16 protein-coding genes are annotated in these 15,632 nt (G+C 58.3%); 11 read left to right on the forward strand and 5 right to left on the reverse strand.

Annotated elements, in window-relative coordinates:
• Positions 1 to 411, reverse strand: a complete 411-nt coding sequence (locus tag M0412_RS19465; RefSeq protein WP_269701624.1) for a hypothetical protein — start codon at positions 409 to 411, stop codon at positions 1 to 3.
• A complete protein-coding gene (locus M0412_RS19470) occupies positions 411 to 1,664 on the reverse strand; it encodes a sarcosine oxidase subunit beta family protein (RefSeq protein WP_046801680.1) in 1,254 nt (417 codons plus the stop codon). The genes M0412_RS19465 and M0412_RS19470 overlap by 1 nt, the downstream gene beginning before the upstream one ends.
• Before the next feature lie 317 nt (positions 1,665 to 1,981).
• Between M0412_RS19470 and rpsU the strand changes: the two genes are divergently transcribed.
• Positions 1,982 to 2,209 (forward strand): 30S ribosomal protein S21, encoded by a 228-nt coding sequence (gene rpsU / locus M0412_RS19475; protein WP_006313768.1) that lies wholly within the window; start codon positions 1,982 to 1,984, stop codon positions 2,207 to 2,209.
• Between the two features lie 135 nt (positions 2,210 to 2,344).
• Positions 2,345 to 3,241 (forward strand): tetratricopeptide repeat protein, encoded by an 897-nt coding sequence (locus M0412_RS19480; RefSeq protein ID WP_142842476.1) that lies wholly within the window; start codon positions 2,345 to 2,347, stop codon positions 3,239 to 3,241.
• Positions 3,242 to 3,314: 73 nt separating this feature from the next.
• Here the strand turns inward: M0412_RS19480 and M0412_RS19485 are convergent, their stop codons facing one another.
• Positions 3,315 to 3,581: a DUF6074 family protein gene (locus M0412_RS19485; protein WP_269701604.1), complete on the reverse strand. Its 267-nt coding sequence runs from the start codon at positions 3,579 to 3,581 to the stop codon at positions 3,315 to 3,317.
• A gap of 337 nt (positions 3,582 to 3,918) precedes the next feature.
• Between M0412_RS19485 and M0412_RS19490 the strand changes: the two genes are divergently transcribed.
• Both M0412_RS19490 and M0412_RS19495 read left to right on the forward strand, forming a co-directional pair.
• Entirely contained in the window at positions 3,919 to 4,197 is a 279-nt protein-coding gene (locus M0412_RS19490; RefSeq protein ID WP_269701791.1) for an exopolysaccharide production repressor protein, read from the forward strand.
• A gap of 109 nt (positions 4,198 to 4,306) precedes the next feature.
• Complete coding sequence (locus M0412_RS19495; RefSeq protein WP_269701602.1) at positions 4,307 to 5,299, forward strand: glycosyltransferase family 2 protein; 993 nt, start codon at positions 4,307 to 4,309, stop codon at positions 5,297 to 5,299.
• Between the two features lie 191 nt (positions 5,300 to 5,490).
• On the opposite strand, the gene M0412_RS19500 is transcribed toward M0412_RS19495, so the two are convergent.
• Complete coding sequence (locus M0412_RS19500; RefSeq protein WP_269701600.1) at positions 5,491 to 6,459, reverse strand: polysaccharide pyruvyl transferase family protein; 969 nt, start codon at positions 6,457 to 6,459, stop codon at positions 5,491 to 5,493.
• A 51-nt stretch (positions 6,460 to 6,510) separates the two neighbouring features.
• Positions 6,511 to 7,476, reverse strand: a complete 966-nt coding sequence (locus M0412_RS19505) for a glycosyltransferase family A protein (RefSeq protein ID WP_142842479.1) — start codon at positions 7,474 to 7,476, stop codon at positions 6,511 to 6,513.
• Between the two features lie 119 nt (positions 7,477 to 7,595).
• Between M0412_RS19505 and M0412_RS19510 the strand changes: the two genes are divergently transcribed.
• The 7 genes from M0412_RS19510 (at position 7,596) to M0412_RS19540 (ending at position 15,604) form a co-directional block, all read left to right on the forward strand.
• Positions 7,596 to 9,074 carry a lipopolysaccharide biosynthesis protein gene (locus M0412_RS19510; protein WP_269701598.1) on the forward strand — a complete coding sequence of 493 codons (1,479 nt, stop codon included), beginning with the start codon at positions 7,596 to 7,598 and terminating at the stop codon, positions 9,072 to 9,074.
• 410 nt (positions 9,075 to 9,484) lie between these two features.
• Positions 9,485 to 10,594 carry an acyltransferase gene (locus tag M0412_RS19515; RefSeq protein ID WP_269701789.1) on the forward strand — a complete coding sequence of 370 codons (1,110 nt, stop codon included), beginning with the start codon at positions 9,485 to 9,487 and terminating at the stop codon, positions 10,592 to 10,594.
• A 4-nt stretch (positions 10,595 to 10,598) separates the two neighbouring features.
• Positions 10,599 to 11,390: a family 16 glycosylhydrolase gene (locus tag M0412_RS19520; protein ID WP_142842482.1), complete on the forward strand. Its 792-nt coding sequence runs from the start codon at positions 10,599 to 10,601 to the stop codon at positions 11,388 to 11,390.
• Positions 11,391 to 11,470: 80 nt separating this feature from the next.
• The gene (locus tag M0412_RS19525; protein ID WP_142842483.1) at positions 11,471 to 12,652 is read left to right on the forward strand and encodes a glycosyltransferase family 4 protein; all 1,182 of its coding nucleotides are present in this window, start codon (positions 11,471 to 11,473) and stop codon (positions 12,650 to 12,652) included.
• A gap of 17 nt (positions 12,653 to 12,669) precedes the next feature.
• Positions 12,670 to 13,668 carry a glycosyltransferase family 2 protein gene (locus tag M0412_RS19530; RefSeq protein ID WP_269701594.1) on the forward strand — a complete coding sequence of 333 codons (999 nt, stop codon included), beginning with the start codon at positions 12,670 to 12,672 and terminating at the stop codon, positions 13,666 to 13,668.
• The gene (locus M0412_RS19535; RefSeq protein ID WP_269701592.1) at positions 13,665 to 14,609 is read left to right on the forward strand and encodes a glycosyltransferase family 2 protein; all 945 of its coding nucleotides are present in this window, start codon (positions 13,665 to 13,667) and stop codon (positions 14,607 to 14,609) included. Before M0412_RS19530 ends, M0412_RS19535 begins: the two co-directional genes overlap by 4 nt.
• Positions 14,609 to 15,604 carry a glycosyltransferase family 2 protein gene (locus M0412_RS19540; RefSeq protein ID WP_269701590.1) on the forward strand — a complete coding sequence of 332 codons (996 nt, stop codon included), beginning with the start codon at positions 14,609 to 14,611 and terminating at the stop codon, positions 15,602 to 15,604. Before M0412_RS19535 ends, M0412_RS19540 begins: the two co-directional genes overlap by 1 nt.
• Positions 15,605 to 15,632: the final 28 nt, after the last annotated feature.

The following is a 15,632-nucleotide window of genomic DNA, read 5'->3' on the forward strand; positions in this document are numbered from 1 at the left end:
CTACAGAGAATTTTCCGGAAGGACGCTTCCGGCGGGTTGGTCACAGAGCCGCTTTCCCATTGCCACGAAGGGGGAAAGCCGCGTCAGAAGCTGCGCGAAATTATCGAAGGGACGTAGCGCCGAGGCCCGGCCCATATTGACGATGGCAACCGCCATCATGTCGGTGTCGATCGCGAAGGGATAGTCCTGCTCGCCATCCTCCTTCTCGCCGACGAAATAGACCATCTTGTCCGCGAGACTTGGAGCACACAGCAGCAGGCCTTTTTCCGCCACGAAAGGCCAGTCTTTCTCACCCTGCATCTTCGCAATTTTCTGGCTGCGAAAATCCTTGGCCTCGGGAATGATGCTGCCGACGGGCACGGCCGCGGCCGCGCCAGACATATTGATCGCGAGCACAGCCGCCGCCAGCATCAATGCGCCACCGCGGCGGCGGCGGCCTCATCGATAAGCCGGCCGGTGCGGAACCGGTCGAGTGTCAGCCCGGCGGCAAGGCGATGCGGTTCGCCGCGGGCAATGAGGTGGGCAAAGAGATTGGCGGAACCCGGTGTCGCCTTGAAACCACCCGTACCCCAGCCGCAATTAACGAAGAGGTTCGGCACCGGCGTCACGCTCTGGATGGCCGAACGATCCGGTGTGTTGTCGGTAATGCCGCCCCATTGCCGCATCATCTTGACGCGACGGAATATCGGGAACAGCTCGCAGATGGCATCGAGCGTATGGGTGATGATCTGCAGGCCGCCGGTCTGGGAATAGGAATTATACTGGTCGGTCCCCGCACCGATGACCAGCTCCCCCTTGTCGGACTGCGAAATATAGGCGTGAACCGTATTGGACATCACGACGCAAGGGAAGATCGGCTTCAGCGGCTCTGACACCAGCGCCTGCAGCGGGTTGGAATGCAGGGGCACCCGCACATCCGCCATCTTCATGAGAACCGAAGAGTGGCCGGCGGCGGAAACGCCGATCTTCTTGGCACCGATGAAACCGCGATTGGTTTCGACGCCCGTCACTGCACCGTCCGGTCCGCGCCTGATGGCCGTGACCTCGCAATTCTGGATTATGTGCACACCGCGATCGGAGGCGGCGCGGGCATAACCCCAGGCCACCGCATCATGGCGCGCCGTGCCGCCACGACGCTGGAGTGCTGCACCATTGATCGGATAGCGCGCATTTCCGGAAATATCGAGCGGCGGACAATAGGCTTTCGCTTGCTCCGGCGTCAGCCATTCATTGTCGATGCCATAAAGACGGTTGGCATTGATGTGCCGGCTGAAGGACTGCCGGTCGTGAATATTGTGCGACAGCATCATCACGCCACGCGCCGAATACATGACGTTGTAATTGAGGTCCTGGCTCAGGCCTTCCCACAGTTTGAGGGAATGCTCGTAAATATCCATGCTCTCTTCATAGAGATAGTTGGAGCGGATGATGGTGGTGTTGCGGCCGGTATTGCCGCCGCCAAGCCAGCCCTTTTCCAGCACCGCGACATTGGTGATGCCGTGTTCCTTGGCAAGATAATAGGCAGCCCCCAGACCGTGGCCGCCGCCGCCGATGATGATGACGTCATAATCCTTGCGCGGCTCGGGTGATGCCCATTGCGCATCCCACCCTTTATGACCCCTGAGCGCCTCACGCGCCACGGCAAAAACGGAATATTTGCGCATTCGCAATCTGCTCCTCAAGAACCGGCCAGAAACCGGAAGCATAGTTCCGGCCCGTATCATACACATGGCAAATCGGGATGGGAGGCAATATCCATTTTGCGACGCCGCAATGCTTTTGTTTCGACATGGCGGTGAGAATGGCGGAGGGGTCGCATTTTAGCTGTTGTTTGCGGGTTATCGGCTGGACTTGGCGTAAATGATCTGATAATGCACGACACCAATCGCACGGCTAAAAGGCCAAGCGAACGATTTTGTGTTTGCGTGCGAATGCCTTTATTCGCACAGCAAGATAACCAAACTAAAGGAACGGGTTTAACGTGCAGGTACTAGTCCGCGACAATAACGTTGATCAGGCGCTTCGCGCCCTCAAGAAAAAGATGCAGCGCGAAGGCATTTTCCGTGAAATGAAAATGCGCGATTACTACGAAAAGCCCTCCCAGAAGCGCGCCCGCGAAAAGGCTGAAGCCGTTCGCCGCGTTCGCAAGCTGGCACGTAAGCGCGCACAGCGCGAAGGTCTGATTGCGGCCCCGCGCGCGAGCCGTTAATAGGCCGTCTTTTGGACGTTTTTGAATGCTTGTTGGGCGGGGGCGATCAATTCGCCGCCGCTCTTTGTGTTTGTGGTCGGAGACAAATCGTGGGACAACGATTATGAGACCGGCCTGCGAGGGAACCCACACCGAATGATCGCTGTCGATGCCTGTGTTGTGAAAAACTCCGATGCCTCCACGCGCCGGGTGCCATTGAAAAACAACAGGGGGTTTCGCGCTTCTCTGGTCGTCTGCACCGTGCTTGCCGGTCTTTCCGGTTGCGCCACATCCAACCAGACGGAAGACGTGTTCAGGATAGACCGCGCCCAGGGCTCGCAGGAAAACATCGCCTCGCTCACCTCGGTCATCAACGCCAATCCGCAGGATCCGGAAGGCTACAATGTTCGTGGCTCCGCTTACGGCCGCGCCGGTGATTCCCGCCGCGCCATCGAAGACTTCAACAAGGCACTGCAGCTGAACCCGCGCTTCTACCAGGCTTATGCCAACCGCGCGCTCGTTTATCGCAACTCCGGTCAGCAGCAGCAGGCCCTGCAGGACTATAACGCCGCCCTGCAGATCAATGCGAGCTACGATGTGGCGCTGATCGGCCGTGGCAATCTTTACCGCCAGTCGGGACGGGTCAACGAAGCCTTCAACGACTTCTCCCGCGCCATCGAGCTTGAAACCACCGACGGACGCGCATGGCACAATCGCGGCCTGATCTACCAGCTGCGCAACCAGCACGCGCAGGCCATCGAGGACTTCTCCAAGGCGATTTCCCTGTCATCCACCTCGCCGGAACCCTATAACGGCCGTGGCCTCTCCTATGTCGCCTTGAATGACGATGAAAATGCCTTCGCGGATTTCAATCACGCCATTTCGCTTGATGGCAATGTCGCCGAATCCTGGGCCAACCAGGCGTTGGTCTATGAGCGGCGCGGCGAGATGGCCAAGGCCGCCAAGTCCTATTCCCACGCGGCGCGGCTCGATCCGAAATACAAGCCGGCGCTCGATGGTGTTGCCCGCACACGCGGTGCCAGCGCCTCCTGAAGCCAGACAGACGCCAACAAAAAAGCCGGCGGTGCACAGCACCCGCCGGCTTTTTCATGAGAAAACCAAAGCCTCAATGGCTGTCGCGACGCGCCTCGGGGGCAGCATCGCCCGACCACAATTCGGCCTGCACCGCGTTTTGAAATTCCATGACCTCGCGCCGCATGGCAGCGTCCTCATAGCCTAGTCCCGTCAGATAGGCGGCCAGCTCACGGCACTCCCTGCGCCAGAAATCATTCGCCTCCACACCATGCAGACGGTCAAGCATGGTTGCACACCGTTTTACGTCGGAAATGCGGTTCTTTGCCGGAAAGGCGATTACTTCTGAACTCGTCGTCACGCGGGCACCCTGCTCTTCGAGGAATCAATACCGACTTTTTAAAGGCGAGATGGTTAACGAAGTCTGCAGGGCGGCGACGACAGCCCGCAATAGCCGGTCAAAGAGCGATTCTATGCCTGTCGAAGCCAGAAACCGGGTTTCAAAACAGACCCGCCAGAGGGAAATCATCGATTACAAGGAATTTACCAATCAAGATTACCGAAATTTCATGCTGCGCCAGATAGAAGAAGTATATGTGTGTTGAAACAACACCAGTCTCATCGTATATTTCTTGCAAAGAAAAAAAATGCCGCAGCGCAGCCAAAAACGGAGAAATCGTTCTCGGGAGGAGAGCACCATGTATGCACCTCGTGTTTTTTTCAGCATGATCGGTGCATTGCTTACCTTTGCGGTTGCTACATATTTCATTCACGGATCGTTCTATACGGCGTTCATCCAGACCATCATCTGTGCCGTCCTTCTGCAAGTCGGTTATTTTATTGTAATTCTGGTTCTGGTCGCCCGCGAAAAGCGCCGGTTGCGTGAGACATTCGCGCATGATCGCAGCGCTGAAACCATGACGGCCGAGACAGCCAAAAGCGCCCCGCCGCATGGCGCGAAACTGAGCGATATGTGAGCTTTCAAACCTCGGCTTTTGTTGCGTCGCAAAAATATCGCTTGCATCCATATCCCTGACACTTTCTGCTGGCCAAATCCTGACGGTCGTCAAAGCATAAGGACATCCCATGGTGAGTGGTTCACAGCCCGTTTGCGTCATCATCGCTGCGAAAAATGCCTCTGAAACGATCGATATCGCCATCCGCTCCGCGCTTGTGGAACCGGAGGTCGGCGAAGTGGTGGTGATCGACGATGGTTCCACCGATACGACAAGCGATGTCGCGCATGCGGCAGATGACGGTACCGGTCGCTTGCGGGTCGTCCGCTTCGACGTCAATCGCGGACCTTCCGCTGCCCGCAACCATGCAATCTCCATTTCCTCTGCGCCGCTCATCAGCATTCTCGATGCGGACGACTTCTTTTTCAGAGGCCGTTTCACCGCCATGCTGGCCGATGACGACTGGGATCTGGTCGCCGACAATATCGCCTTCATCCAGCAATCGGTTCCGGGCGCATCCTCAATGCAGCCGGCGCGCTTTGAACCTGAGGCCCGGTTTCTGTCGCTTGCGGAATTCGTGGAAGGCAATATTTCCAGACCCGGCGTGGAGCGCGGAGAGACGGGTTTCCTGAAACCGGTGATACGCCGCGACTTTCTCGACAAACATGCGCTGCGCTACGACGAGGCCCTGCGGCTGGGCGAAGATTACGAGCTTTACGTTCGCGCGCTTGCCGCCGGTGCGCGTTACAAGGTCATCCGCCATTGCGGTTACGGCGCGATCGTGCGCGGCAATTCGCTGAGCGGACGTCACAGCACCGAGGACCTTCGCCGCTTATACGAGGCGGACAGGGCCATCCTTGCCGGCTGCAGGCTGTCCGCCGATGAGGCCGCGATCCTTCGAGAACATGAAAAACATATCCGCGCCAAATTTGAGCTTCGCCATTTTCTCGATGCGAAAAAGCAGAAAGGCATGGGCGGCGCGCTGACCCACGCTCTTGCGCGTCTGCCTGCCCTGCCCGCCATCACGCGCGGTATCCTGACCGACAAGACCGCGCGTTTCCGCAAGCCGTCGCAGCCGGTGCGGGATGTGCGATATCTTCTGGATGGCACACCGGTTTCGTGAGGGAAGAATGGACTGGATTGGGCAACACCGCGCTCAATACTCTGACGTCATCCTCGGGCCTGCCCCGAGGATCTAATCACGTCGCATAAAATCGGTCGGCTGCGGATCCTCGGGACAAGCCCGAGGATGACGACGAAGAGGTCGGTGACCTCTCTTCCAGGCAAACTTTACCCCATCCGGTGCTTTCGCCCCTAGAGATAATCCCGCTTGATCGTTTCCAGCACGGCGGAAAAACGCTCCTTGCGTTCTTCCAGCCTGCCATCCGGGCTGAGACGCGGCTCCGCCCGGCTTGCCTGCCAGAGCGCCAGGGTGGAAGGTGCAGCCAGCACCTGCTTTGCCAGTTTGCGCAGCGACATCGATTGCGTTTCCTGCGACCGCACCAGCACATCACCCTCATGCGCGGAGCTCTCATGCACCGAGACTGAGCCTGTCTCGGCAATAACAGGGGCTGGCGGCGGCGGAAAATTCATGCCCCAGAAGCGCGAGCCCTTTTTTGCCGCCTCGGCACGGGTGGAAACCGGTACGTAACGCGGCTGATATTCCACGCCGACGGTGCCTGCCCAATCGCTCCATTTGAAGCTGTTGATCGAGGGGGATGTGCTGACCGCCACCCATGGCACGCGGAAGGCATCGGCAAGGATTGCACCATGCATGGATTCGGCGACGATGAATTCCGACTGGGCAATGGCACGGATGACCGCCTTCGCCTCGCCGCGCGGGTCGAGATAGGTCAGCCCCGCCGGTTCGCACACCGTTTCCCACATGCCGAATTCCGCCGATTCCCAATGGGGAACGAAGGTCTTCTTGTGGATTTTCGGAAGGCCTTTGAAGTCCGGCATCTCGGTGACCATGACGGCGGGATCGACGATGCCCATTTCTGGCGAAAGCCCGAGCTTGGCGGCGGTTTTTTCGCCGCGCACGCAGCGAATATCCCAGAACCCGGTGCCCGTATCCGGCACCGCGCCATAACCATAACCGCTGCCGATCACCAGCTTGCGCTGCTTTGCCGGCAGCAGGGTGTCGTTGAGAACGGTGCCGACACCGACGAGCATCACATCGTCATGCACATCGCGCAGGCCCGGAAGCAGAAAATCCCACAGCCACAGATTGAGATCGTCACCGAAATTGCCATGATGCGATTCCCAGTGGTAAGGTTTCATGAGGTCACTCCTGGGTGAAAAACATATAAATTCTTGCAGGCGAGAATTCGCTCATCTTGTGCGAACGATTTTTCCTGCACCGAGCTCAAAAGCGGCCCGAAGAAGTGCGGGATCGCGCATTGCCCACTTCAGGAGCAACCCGAACTCGGGAATTTTACGCCGTTTCAGATTGCCCGCCTGGCTCCACAGCGCCTGTTTACGGGCCGTGTTTTTATAGGAAGCGATTGACGCCACATCGGCCGGCCGACGGGAAAAACGTCCCTCCAGAGTGTCGAGCGCTACCCAGGTATTGAACTGCTGGCGCAGGAATTCCGGCGAGGTATTGTCGATGCTGTGGAAGATATTGACGCCCATGCCGCGCATCGCACCGGCATCGTCACATAGAAGCGTCCGCTTCGATGCAAGGATGCAATCGCAAAAAAACAGCACATCTTCCGCAGCCAGTCTCAGCGCCGGATCGAAGCGTATCTTTTCAAACAGCGGACGGCCGATCACCATGCAGGAGAGGTGCAGGAAACTCCAGTTGCGCAGCATGACGCTTGCGAGATCCGGTAGTTCGATCACCAGCGGCTTCTCGGAAAGCCTTGCCGCACCTTCGTTCTTTTCCAGTTCCGAAATGGCAAAATGGTAATAAAATTCGTCACTTGCCTGCATCGATGCCCAGTAGCACTCGCCGCGATAGGTCTCAAGCGCGAAGGCAGCATTCTGCAGATGATCGGGCGTCCAGATATCGTCGGAATCGAGAAAAGCGACGTAGTCGCTACCAGCAGGCACATTGACGAGACCGGTATTGCGCGCGCCGCCAGGCCCGCCATTGGCCTGCTTAATGACAAGAATCCGGTCTTTCTCACCCTGCGAAAGTTCCGCAAGTTCGCTTTCGATCGGATATGGCGATTCGTCATCGACGATGACAAGATCGAAATCCTGGTAAGTCTGCGCAAAAACCGATGCGAGTGCACGTCCAAGAATTCCGTGCTGCTTTTGGTAATAGGGAATGACGACAGTAAATCTTGCCATTGTTTCGCCCCTTGCGTTGATCAAGAAGTGTCGGGCCCGATCCTAAAAGCGGCCCCGATGGTATCGGCAACTCCCAACCGGCGATCCTCCCCGCCGGCCTCCAGAAACAGGATGCTTGTATGCCCCCAGCTCCAAATGTAAAGACCATCACCACCAATGTGGGGTGGAGCGTCCTGTCAAAAACAGGGACATTCGGGCTTAAGTTTGTCACGGTCCCCATTCTCGCAAGACTGCTTTCCCCGGAAGAATTCGGCGTCGTCGCGGTAGGACTTACGGTTGTACAGTTCCTGACCATGATTGCCGGCGCGGGGCTGACATCGGCGCTGATTGTCGAAAAGGAAGAAGATATGGATACGATCCATACCGTCTTCTGGGCCAATCTGGCGATTTCCTGCACCATGGCCGCTGTTCTTTACATCTTCGCGGAATTTTTCGGCGGGCTGCTGGGCGCAGTGGAGAGCGCTTATCTCCTGCGCATCATGGCGTTTCTCATTCCGCTGCAGCTGGCCGGTGATGTCGCCTATTCGCTGCTTGCCCGGCGCATGAACTTCAGCAAGGACGCGCTGTGGAGCATGGCATCGGAAAGCATCGCGGCGGTGGTCGCAGTGGCTCTGGCGCTTCTTGGCTTCGGGGTCTGGGCGCTCATCATCCAGCTTTTCGCAGCTGCCCTCATCCGGCTTGTCGGGCTTTATGCCGTTTCCCGTTATTGCCCGCGCTTCGTCATGAAACCGCGCCGTCTGGTGCCGCTGCTCGGCTTCAGCTCCGGCCTGATGGGGTCGGAAATCGCCAACTTCGTCACCTTCCAGTCGCCGATGGTGGTGATCGCCCGGCATCTTGGCCTTGCCGATGCCGGCGCCTATTCCGCCTCCAACCGCTTTGCCAGCATTCCCAATCAGGTGGTACTATCCGCCGTCATGGGGGTTTTGTTTCCCGCCTTCAGCCGAATGATGGACGATCCGCAGCGCCGTCGCGACGCCCTGATGTTCAGCACGCAGGTGCTGACCGTGCTGCTTGCGCCGATGATGTTCGGCCTCTGGGCAGTGGCCGAACCGGCCATGCTGGTCATCTTCGGGCAAAACTGGGCCTATGCCTGGCCGGTCCTCGGTCTGCTCGCCCTGTCGAAAGCCATTTTGACACCGTGCAGCACCTTCATCCCGTATTTGAAGGGTGCGGGTTACGGCCGTGTACTGTTCTGGTCTGCGACGCTCCGCGCCATCGTGACCACGCTAGCCGTCTGGCTCGCCGCGATTTATGGCACGCTGATAGATGCCATGGTTTGGCTCTGCATCGTCAATGCGGTGACGCTGGTCGCCTATTCCTGGGCGGTGTTCAAGGCAAGCGACACGCCGTTTCTCCGCGGCCTCTATGTCAGCAGCAGGCCAATGATCGCAGCGTTGATCATGGCGGTTTCGGTGCGTTATCTGCTTCATGTGCTTGCAGACCGCATCCCGAGCGCCACCCTTCAGGTTCTCGTCGGCGCGGCCGTCGGCGGCGTCATCTATGCGTTGCTGATCCTGTTGACGGAACGCGCGCTGCTGGGGAAAATTCTCGGAATGGTGAAATCGCGGCGCATGCGGGGTGCCGCAACCCAAGGTTAGAAATCTCACGAAAAAACGCGCCTCATTTCCGCCGTTAAGCCACCTTGTCGCGGTGATTTCATTGAACTCGACAAGGTGGCGCCGCCCCTCTTTTTGCAGCGCAACATCACGACAAATGACAAATTCACACGCTTCAGCGATTTTTAACGATGCGTGATTTTTAAAAAACTCTATTTATTTCAGCACTTTGATTTTTCTCGGCCGCAGAAATAGCGCTAAGGCCAGACAATCACCCGCAAAATCTAATCTTGTGTTTTTCCCGCGTCGCCACATTTTATCCCAAAGTCGAAACCAGACTTTCCAGTGCGGGCTTAAGTTCGCTCTGGTTGCAACGCGGCGTGGGGAGACGCCGCCCAATAGGGGTGACTGATGTGACTGTCGATCAGAACCTATCCTCCCGTATCAATTTGATGCGCATATTGTTGATTTCAGGAATCGTGTTCGTCCATGTGCCGCACGATGCCGAAACCAGCCCATTTCTTGGCCTTTATGGCTTCTTTGACTGGCTGCGGGTTTTTCTGGGAGATGCGCTGTTTCGCATTGGCGTGCCCTGTCTCAGCGCCATTTCCGGTTACCTGCTGTTTCGCCGCGGCATGAGCGGTTTCGATTATCCGGCGACGATCCGCTCCAAGTCGAAAACCGTGCTGCTGCCCTTCCTTCTGTGGAATGGCGCACTGTTTGCCGCCGTGCTGCTTATCCAGCTGTTCGACCTTGGCGTCGGCTATTTCCCTGATCTGTGGAACGCCAGCCCGCGGGAAATCATTAGTCACGGAACGGCGCTTGAAGAGCTGCCGGTCAACGTGCCGCTGTATTTCCTGCGTGATCTCTTTGTCTGCATTCTGCTGTCGCCGGTGCTTGCCTTTCTGATGCGCCGTTTCGCGCTGCCAACGCTGGCAATCCTGCTCATCATCACCGCCATGCCTGATTTGACGATCTTCATCGTTCAGAAGAAATCCATCCTTTTCAGTTTTTCGCTCGGCATTGCACTTGCCCTGCATCGGGTCGATGTCAAGGCACTCGATCCTTACGCCGTGCCGATCATGGCGCTGACCTTTGCCGCTTCGGCCATGCTGGCCACCGGCCTTTATTTCACCGGCCCGGAATTCACCTTCTGGCTCAACATGTCGCGCAATCTTTTGGCCGTCTTCGGCGCGCTCGGCTTCTGGGTCTCTTCCTCGATACTGATCCGCAGCCGGCTTGGCCAGCGGCTTGCCGAGACCGGCAGCCTGAGCTTCTGGATATTCTGCGCCCATTATCCGTTGCTCGTCATCATGTGGATGGTGTGGAACAGGGGCGGGCCGGATTTCTATCCCGCCTTCTATATCAGCGCGACGCTGTCGGCCTTTGCCATTCTGGTGGTCAGCAACGCCCAGACCCGCAAATACCTGCCGGCCGTCTATGGCGTATTGACGGGAAGCCGCAACGGCAAATCCAAGCCGAAAGCCGATTTTGCGGCAAAACGGGGCGCCATCATCGGCCCGCCCACATCCGAAACACTTTATTCGCAACGACAGAGGTGAACCAATGACAACATTTGTCACCCGCGTTCAGACACGCATTCTTCTCGCCGCAGCCCTCTCGGCCACGGCTTTGGCAGCACCGCTTCATGCACAGGAAGGCAACGGCACGTCCTTCATCGAGAACTTCGACCAGATGGACAGAAGCTTCTGGTATGTCTCCGATGGCTGGAACAACGGCGCGCATCAGAACTGCACCTGGTCGAAGAAGCTGGCGACGGTGGAAAACGGCCAGCTCACGCTTGGTTTCGAGGAAGCCAAGGCCGGGGAGCGCAATTTCGCCTGCGGTGAAATCCAGACCAAGGGCCGTTATCGCTATGGCACCTATGAGGCACGCATGAAGGCTGCCACCGGCTCCGGGCTGAACTCCGCCTTCTTCACCTATATCGGCCCGACCGATAAAAAGCCGCATGATGAAATCGACTTCGAGGTGCTGGGCAGGAATACGGGCCAGGTACAGCTGAACCAGTATATTTCCGCCAAGGGCGGCAATGAGAAGCTGGTGCCGGTGGAAGGCGGAGCCGATGCCGGTTTCAATGATTACGCCTTCGTCTGGGAGCCGCAGCGCCTGCGTTATTACGTCAACGGCAAGCTCGTCCATGAAGTGACCGACGAGACGAAAATCCCGCAAAACGCCCAGAAGATTTTCTTCAGCCTGTGGGGCACCGACACGCTGAAGGACTGGATGGGCAAATTTTCCTACTCCGGCGCGACGCAGATGGTCGTTGATCGTTTTGCCTTCACCGCGCTCGGCGACAAATGCCAGTTTCCAGAGTCCATCGCCTGCGCCCTTAACTAACGGCATTTTTTATCGATCCGCTTTTTTGAACCAAACGGAATCTGCTGCGTCTTTGACGCATGAACCAACCGGAACCCCGCATGACCCATGTTCTATATCTCGCGCATGATCTGTCGGACCCCGCCATTCGCCGGCGGGTGCTGACCCTGCTTGCGGGTGGGGCGCGCGTCACGCTGGCCGGCTTCCGGCGCGGACAGAACCGGCTGGCAGAGATTGAAGGCGTCATACCCGTTGTGCTTGGGGAAACCGCCGACGGGCAGTTTCTGCAGCGCATGGCGGCGGTAGCGAAAGCCAGCCTTTCGCTGGGCAAAACCCTGCACGATATCCCCACGCCCGATGTCATTCTTGCCAGAAACCTGGAAATGCTGGCGCTGGCAAAACGCGCCATGTCGATCTATGCCCGGCAGCCGGCGCTGGTTTATGAATGTCTCGACATTCACCGCCTGCTTCTCAACAAGGGCAAGCCCGGACAGATGCTGAATGCCGCGCAGCGTTATTTCGCCCGCGACGCCAAACTGCTGGTGACGAGTTCCCCGGCTTTCGTGGAGCATTATTTCAAGCCGGTTTCCGGTCTTAATCTTCCCGTGCTGCTGCAGGAAAACAAGGTGCTGGCGCTTGACACCACCGTTGCCGCCACGCCGCAACCGCGCCCGCCCGCCCCGGGTGAGCCATGGAAAATCGGCTGGTTCGGCGCGCTTCGCTGCCGCAAATCGCTCGAAATCCTTGCCGAATTCGCGAAGCGCATGGATGGCAGGGTCGAAATCATCCTGCGCGGTCGGCCGGCCTATTCGGAATTTTCAGATTTCGACGGCTTCGTGGCTGCCGCTCCGCATGTGCATTTCCATGGGCCTTACAAGAACCCCGAAGACCTTGCCGCCATCTATAACGAGGTGCAGTTCACCTGGGCGATCGACTTTTTCGAGGAGGGCCAGAATTCCAGCTGGCTGCTGCCCAACCGGCTGTATGAGGGCTGCCTTTATGGCACCCTGCCGATTGCGCTTGCCGGCACGGAAACCGCCCGCTTCATCAACAGGCGCGATATCGGCTTTGTCCTGCAGAATGCCCGCCCGGAGGACCTCGCCGCCCTGTTCGGCCAGATGACGCCGCAAACTTACGCGGACGCCTTCGACACCCTCTCGGCAATAGACAGCAAACAATGGCTCACCGACCGCGACGATTGCCGTCAGCTGGTCCAGCACTTGTCCTCACTTGCAAAATCCGCCTCCGGCCATGCCCGTGAAGCGCAGTTTTCACCCGTGTAATGCGTAGGGGGCAAATCATGGAAGGTCGTGGCAATTCCGGCATCAGAACATTGATCGTCATTCCCTGCCTCAACGAGGCAACTACGATCGAAGGGCTGCTCAACAAGTTCACCGTCGCAATGCAGGGGCGTCTTTTCCGCATCGTGGTTGCCGATGGCGGCAGTACGGATGGAACACGCGATATCGTCACCGCCTTTGCGGCAAAGGACGAGCGCGTCACGCTGCTTGCCAATCCGAAGCGCATCCAGAGCGCCGGTATCAACCTTGCCGTCGCCACCTTCGGCGAGGATTTCGATTATCTCATCCGCATCGATGCCCATGGCGATTATCCCGATGATTATTGCCAGCGGCTGATCGAGGATGCGGAGCGCACCGGCGCGGATTCCGTTGTCGTCGCCATGGATACGGTCGGCCACGGCCTGTTCCAGAAGGCGACGGCCATCGCCCAGAATTCCAAGCTCGGCAATGGCGGCTCCAAGCACCGCGAAGGCGCGAAAGGCCACTGGATAGACCATGGCCACCACGCATTGATGCGGATTGCCGCTTTCGATGCAGTCGGCGGTTATGACGAGAGCTTCAGCCACAATGAGGATGCCGAGCTGGACTTCCGGCTGCGCAAATCCGGTTTCCGCATCTGGATGACCGACAAGACCCGCATGACCTATTATCCGCGCGCCAGCGTCATGCCGCTGTTCCGGCAATATCTCGCCTATGGCCGCGGCCGGGCGAAGAACCTGTTGAAACATCGCTCCATTCCGAAAATCCGCCAGATGATTCCGCTCGCCGTCCTGCCGGTCTCCATCTTTGCCTTGCTGTCGCTTGTGCACTGGGCCGCACTTATTCCGCTTGGCCTCTGGATCGCCGCATGTGTCGGTTATGGCTTGTGGATGGCAATTGGTCAGAAAAACCCATACGGCCCGCTCGCCGCCTTTTCGGCGATGGTGATGCATCTGGCCTGGTCCACCGGCTTCTGGCTGGAACTCCTGAAATTCCGGGGAAGAAAGGCTGTCTCATGACCGACAACACCGTCACCCGCCCAGATGATTCGAAAACCGTCGATATCGGCATCTGCACCTACAGACGCCCGGCACTCGTCGCCACACTTCTGTCACTCTTCGAGCTCGACGTGCCGGAAGGCGTGACAGTTCGGCTGATTGTCGCGGATAATGATGAGGAGCCGAGTGCCAGGGCAAGCGTCGATCGGCTGCGCGAAACTGCCCCCTTCGAGATCACCTATGTGCATTGCCCGAAATCGAATATTTCGATTGCCCGCAATGCCTGCCTGTCGGAATGCAAGGCGGATTATCTGGCCTTTATCGACGATGACGAAACCGCCCCGCCGCATTGGCTGGCCGCCCTTCTGGAAAAGGCCGATGAAACCGGTGCGGAAACCGTTCTCGGCCCGGTGACGGCCGTCTACCGCGAAAACGCGCCGGGCTGGATGAAACGCGGTGATTTCCACTCCACGGTTCCGGTCTGGGTGAACGGCGAGATCATCACCGGTTATACCTGCAACACGCTGCTTAAGATGGATGCGCCCTCGGTGAAAGGCCGGCGCTTCGCGCTGGCGCTCGGCCAGAGCGGTGGCGAAGACACCCATTTCTTCTCGCATCTTCACGCCGCCGGCGGCCGTATCGTCTTTGCGGAAGATGCCATGCTGTCGGAGCCGGTGCCGGAAAATCGCGCAAGTTTCATGTGGCTTGCCAAACGCCGCTTCCGCTCCGGCCAGACCCATGGCCGGGTGCTGGCTGAAAAGAAACCCGGTGCACGCCGTGTGGTTCAGGTGCTGAAGGCAGGTTCGAAAGTGGTCTATTGCGCCGCCTTCGCCGCATTGAACAGCTTTAACGCCGTTCGCCGCAACCGCTATGCGCTGCGCGGCGCGCTGCATATGGGCTCTGTGAGCGGCGCCTTCGGCGTGCGTGAAATCCGCCAATATGGCGCGGTGGAGGCGACCTGATGGAGAACCTTGCCCCGTCGCCCGATATCAGCTTCGTCATCGCCGCCTATAATGCCGCCGATACGATTGAAGCCGCCGTTCAAAGCGCGCTCGGCCAGCAGGGTGTGACGCTGGAAGTGATCGTCGTCGACGACCGTTCCACCGATGACACCATTGCACTCGTGGAAGGTATCGCCGTCATCGACCCGCGTGTCCGCCTGCTTGCTCTTGCCGAAAATCTCGGACCGGGCGGTGCCCGCAATGCCGGCATCGAAGCCGCGACCGGACGCTGGATCGCGGTGCTCGATTCCGACGATGTCATTCGCCCGGAGCGTTCCGCCTGCATGATGTGCCGGGCGGAAGCCGCAGGTGCGGCGATTGCGGTCGATAATCTCGATGTCGTCTATACCGATGGCAGGCCGATGGAGACGATGTTTCCGGAAGAGTTTCTGGAGGAACGGGCGGTTCTCACCCTTGAGGACTTCATTTCCTCCAACATCCTGTTCCGCGCCACTTTCAACTTTGGCTATATGAAGCCGATGTTCCGGCGCGATTTCCTCAATGCCGAGGGACTGCGTTTCCGCGAGGATATCCGCATTGGCGAGGATTACATCCTGCTCGCCTCGGCGCTCGCCACCGGTGGTCTCTGCGTCATCGAACCTAAACCGGGTTACATCTACAATATCCGCGAAGGCTCGATTTCGCGCGTGCTCGAGCTTCATCACGTCGAAGCGATGATGCGGGCGGATCAGGAATTCCTGAGCCATTACACTTTGCTGCCGGCCGCCATGGATGCGCAGCAGGCGAGAGCCCGCAGCCTGCAGCTGGCACATAATTTTTTGACATTGGTGGAAAACATCAAGAGCCGTTCGGTACTCGGCGCCTTGAAGACCACGATAAGGGATCCTGCCGTGCTGGGGCATTTGCGAATGCCGATTGCAGTGCGGCTGAGGAGGCTGCGGGACGCCATGTTTGCGCCCGCAGCAAATACAGGGGTGAAAAGACAGATTTCGTGAAATTTGCGCGTGGACGAAATCTGCGCGG

The sequence above is a fragment of the Agrobacterium sp. O3.4 genome (assembly GCF_041414895.1).
GTDB lineage: Bacteria > Pseudomonadota > Alphaproteobacteria > Rhizobiales > Rhizobiaceae > Agrobacterium > Agrobacterium cucumeris.

Excerpts from the sequence above, each read along its gene's own strand:
- M0412_RS19465 (WP_269701624.1), bottom strand. The coding sequence starts at position 411 with ATGCTGGCGGCGGCTGTGCTCGCGATCAATATGTCTGGCGCGGCCGCG.
- M0412_RS19470 (WP_046801680.1), bottom strand. The coding sequence starts at position 1,664 with ATGCGCAAATATTCCGTTTTTGCCGTGGCGCGTGAGGCGCTCAGGGGT.
- M0412_RS19480 (WP_142842476.1), top strand. The coding sequence starts at position 2,345 with ATGATCGCTGTCGATGCCTGTGTTGTGAAAAACTCCGATGCCTCCACG.
- M0412_RS19490 (WP_269701791.1), top strand. The coding sequence starts at position 3,919 with ATGTATGCACCTCGTGTTTTTTTCAGCATGATCGGTGCATTGCTTACC.
- M0412_RS19495 (WP_269701602.1), top strand. The coding sequence starts at position 4,307 with ATGGTGAGTGGTTCACAGCCCGTTTGCGTCATCATCGCTGCGAAAAAT.
- M0412_RS19500 (WP_269701600.1), bottom strand. The coding sequence starts at position 6,459 with ATGAAACCTTACCACTGGGAATCGCATCATGGCAATTTCGGTGACGAT.
- M0412_RS19505 (WP_142842479.1), bottom strand. The coding sequence starts at position 7,476 with ATGGCAAGATTTACTGTCGTCATTCCCTATTACCAAAAGCAGCACGGA.
- M0412_RS19510 (WP_269701598.1), top strand. The coding sequence starts at position 7,596 with ATGCCCCCAGCTCCAAATGTAAAGACCATCACCACCAATGTGGGGTGG.
- M0412_RS19515 (WP_269701789.1), top strand. The coding sequence starts at position 9,485 with ATGCGCATATTGTTGATTTCAGGAATCGTGTTCGTCCATGTGCCGCAC.
- M0412_RS19520 (WP_142842482.1), top strand. The coding sequence starts at position 10,599 with ATGACAACATTTGTCACCCGCGTTCAGACACGCATTCTTCTCGCCGCA.
- M0412_RS19525 (WP_142842483.1), top strand. The coding sequence starts at position 11,471 with ATGACCCATGTTCTATATCTCGCGCATGATCTGTCGGACCCCGCCATT.
- M0412_RS19530 (WP_269701594.1), top strand. The coding sequence starts at position 12,670 with ATGGAAGGTCGTGGCAATTCCGGCATCAGAACATTGATCGTCATTCCC.
- M0412_RS19535 (WP_269701592.1), top strand. The coding sequence starts at position 13,665 with ATGACCGACAACACCGTCACCCGCCCAGATGATTCGAAAACCGTCGAT.
- M0412_RS19540 (WP_269701590.1), top strand. The coding sequence starts at position 14,609 with ATGGAGAACCTTGCCCCGTCGCCCGATATCAGCTTCGTCATCGCCGCC.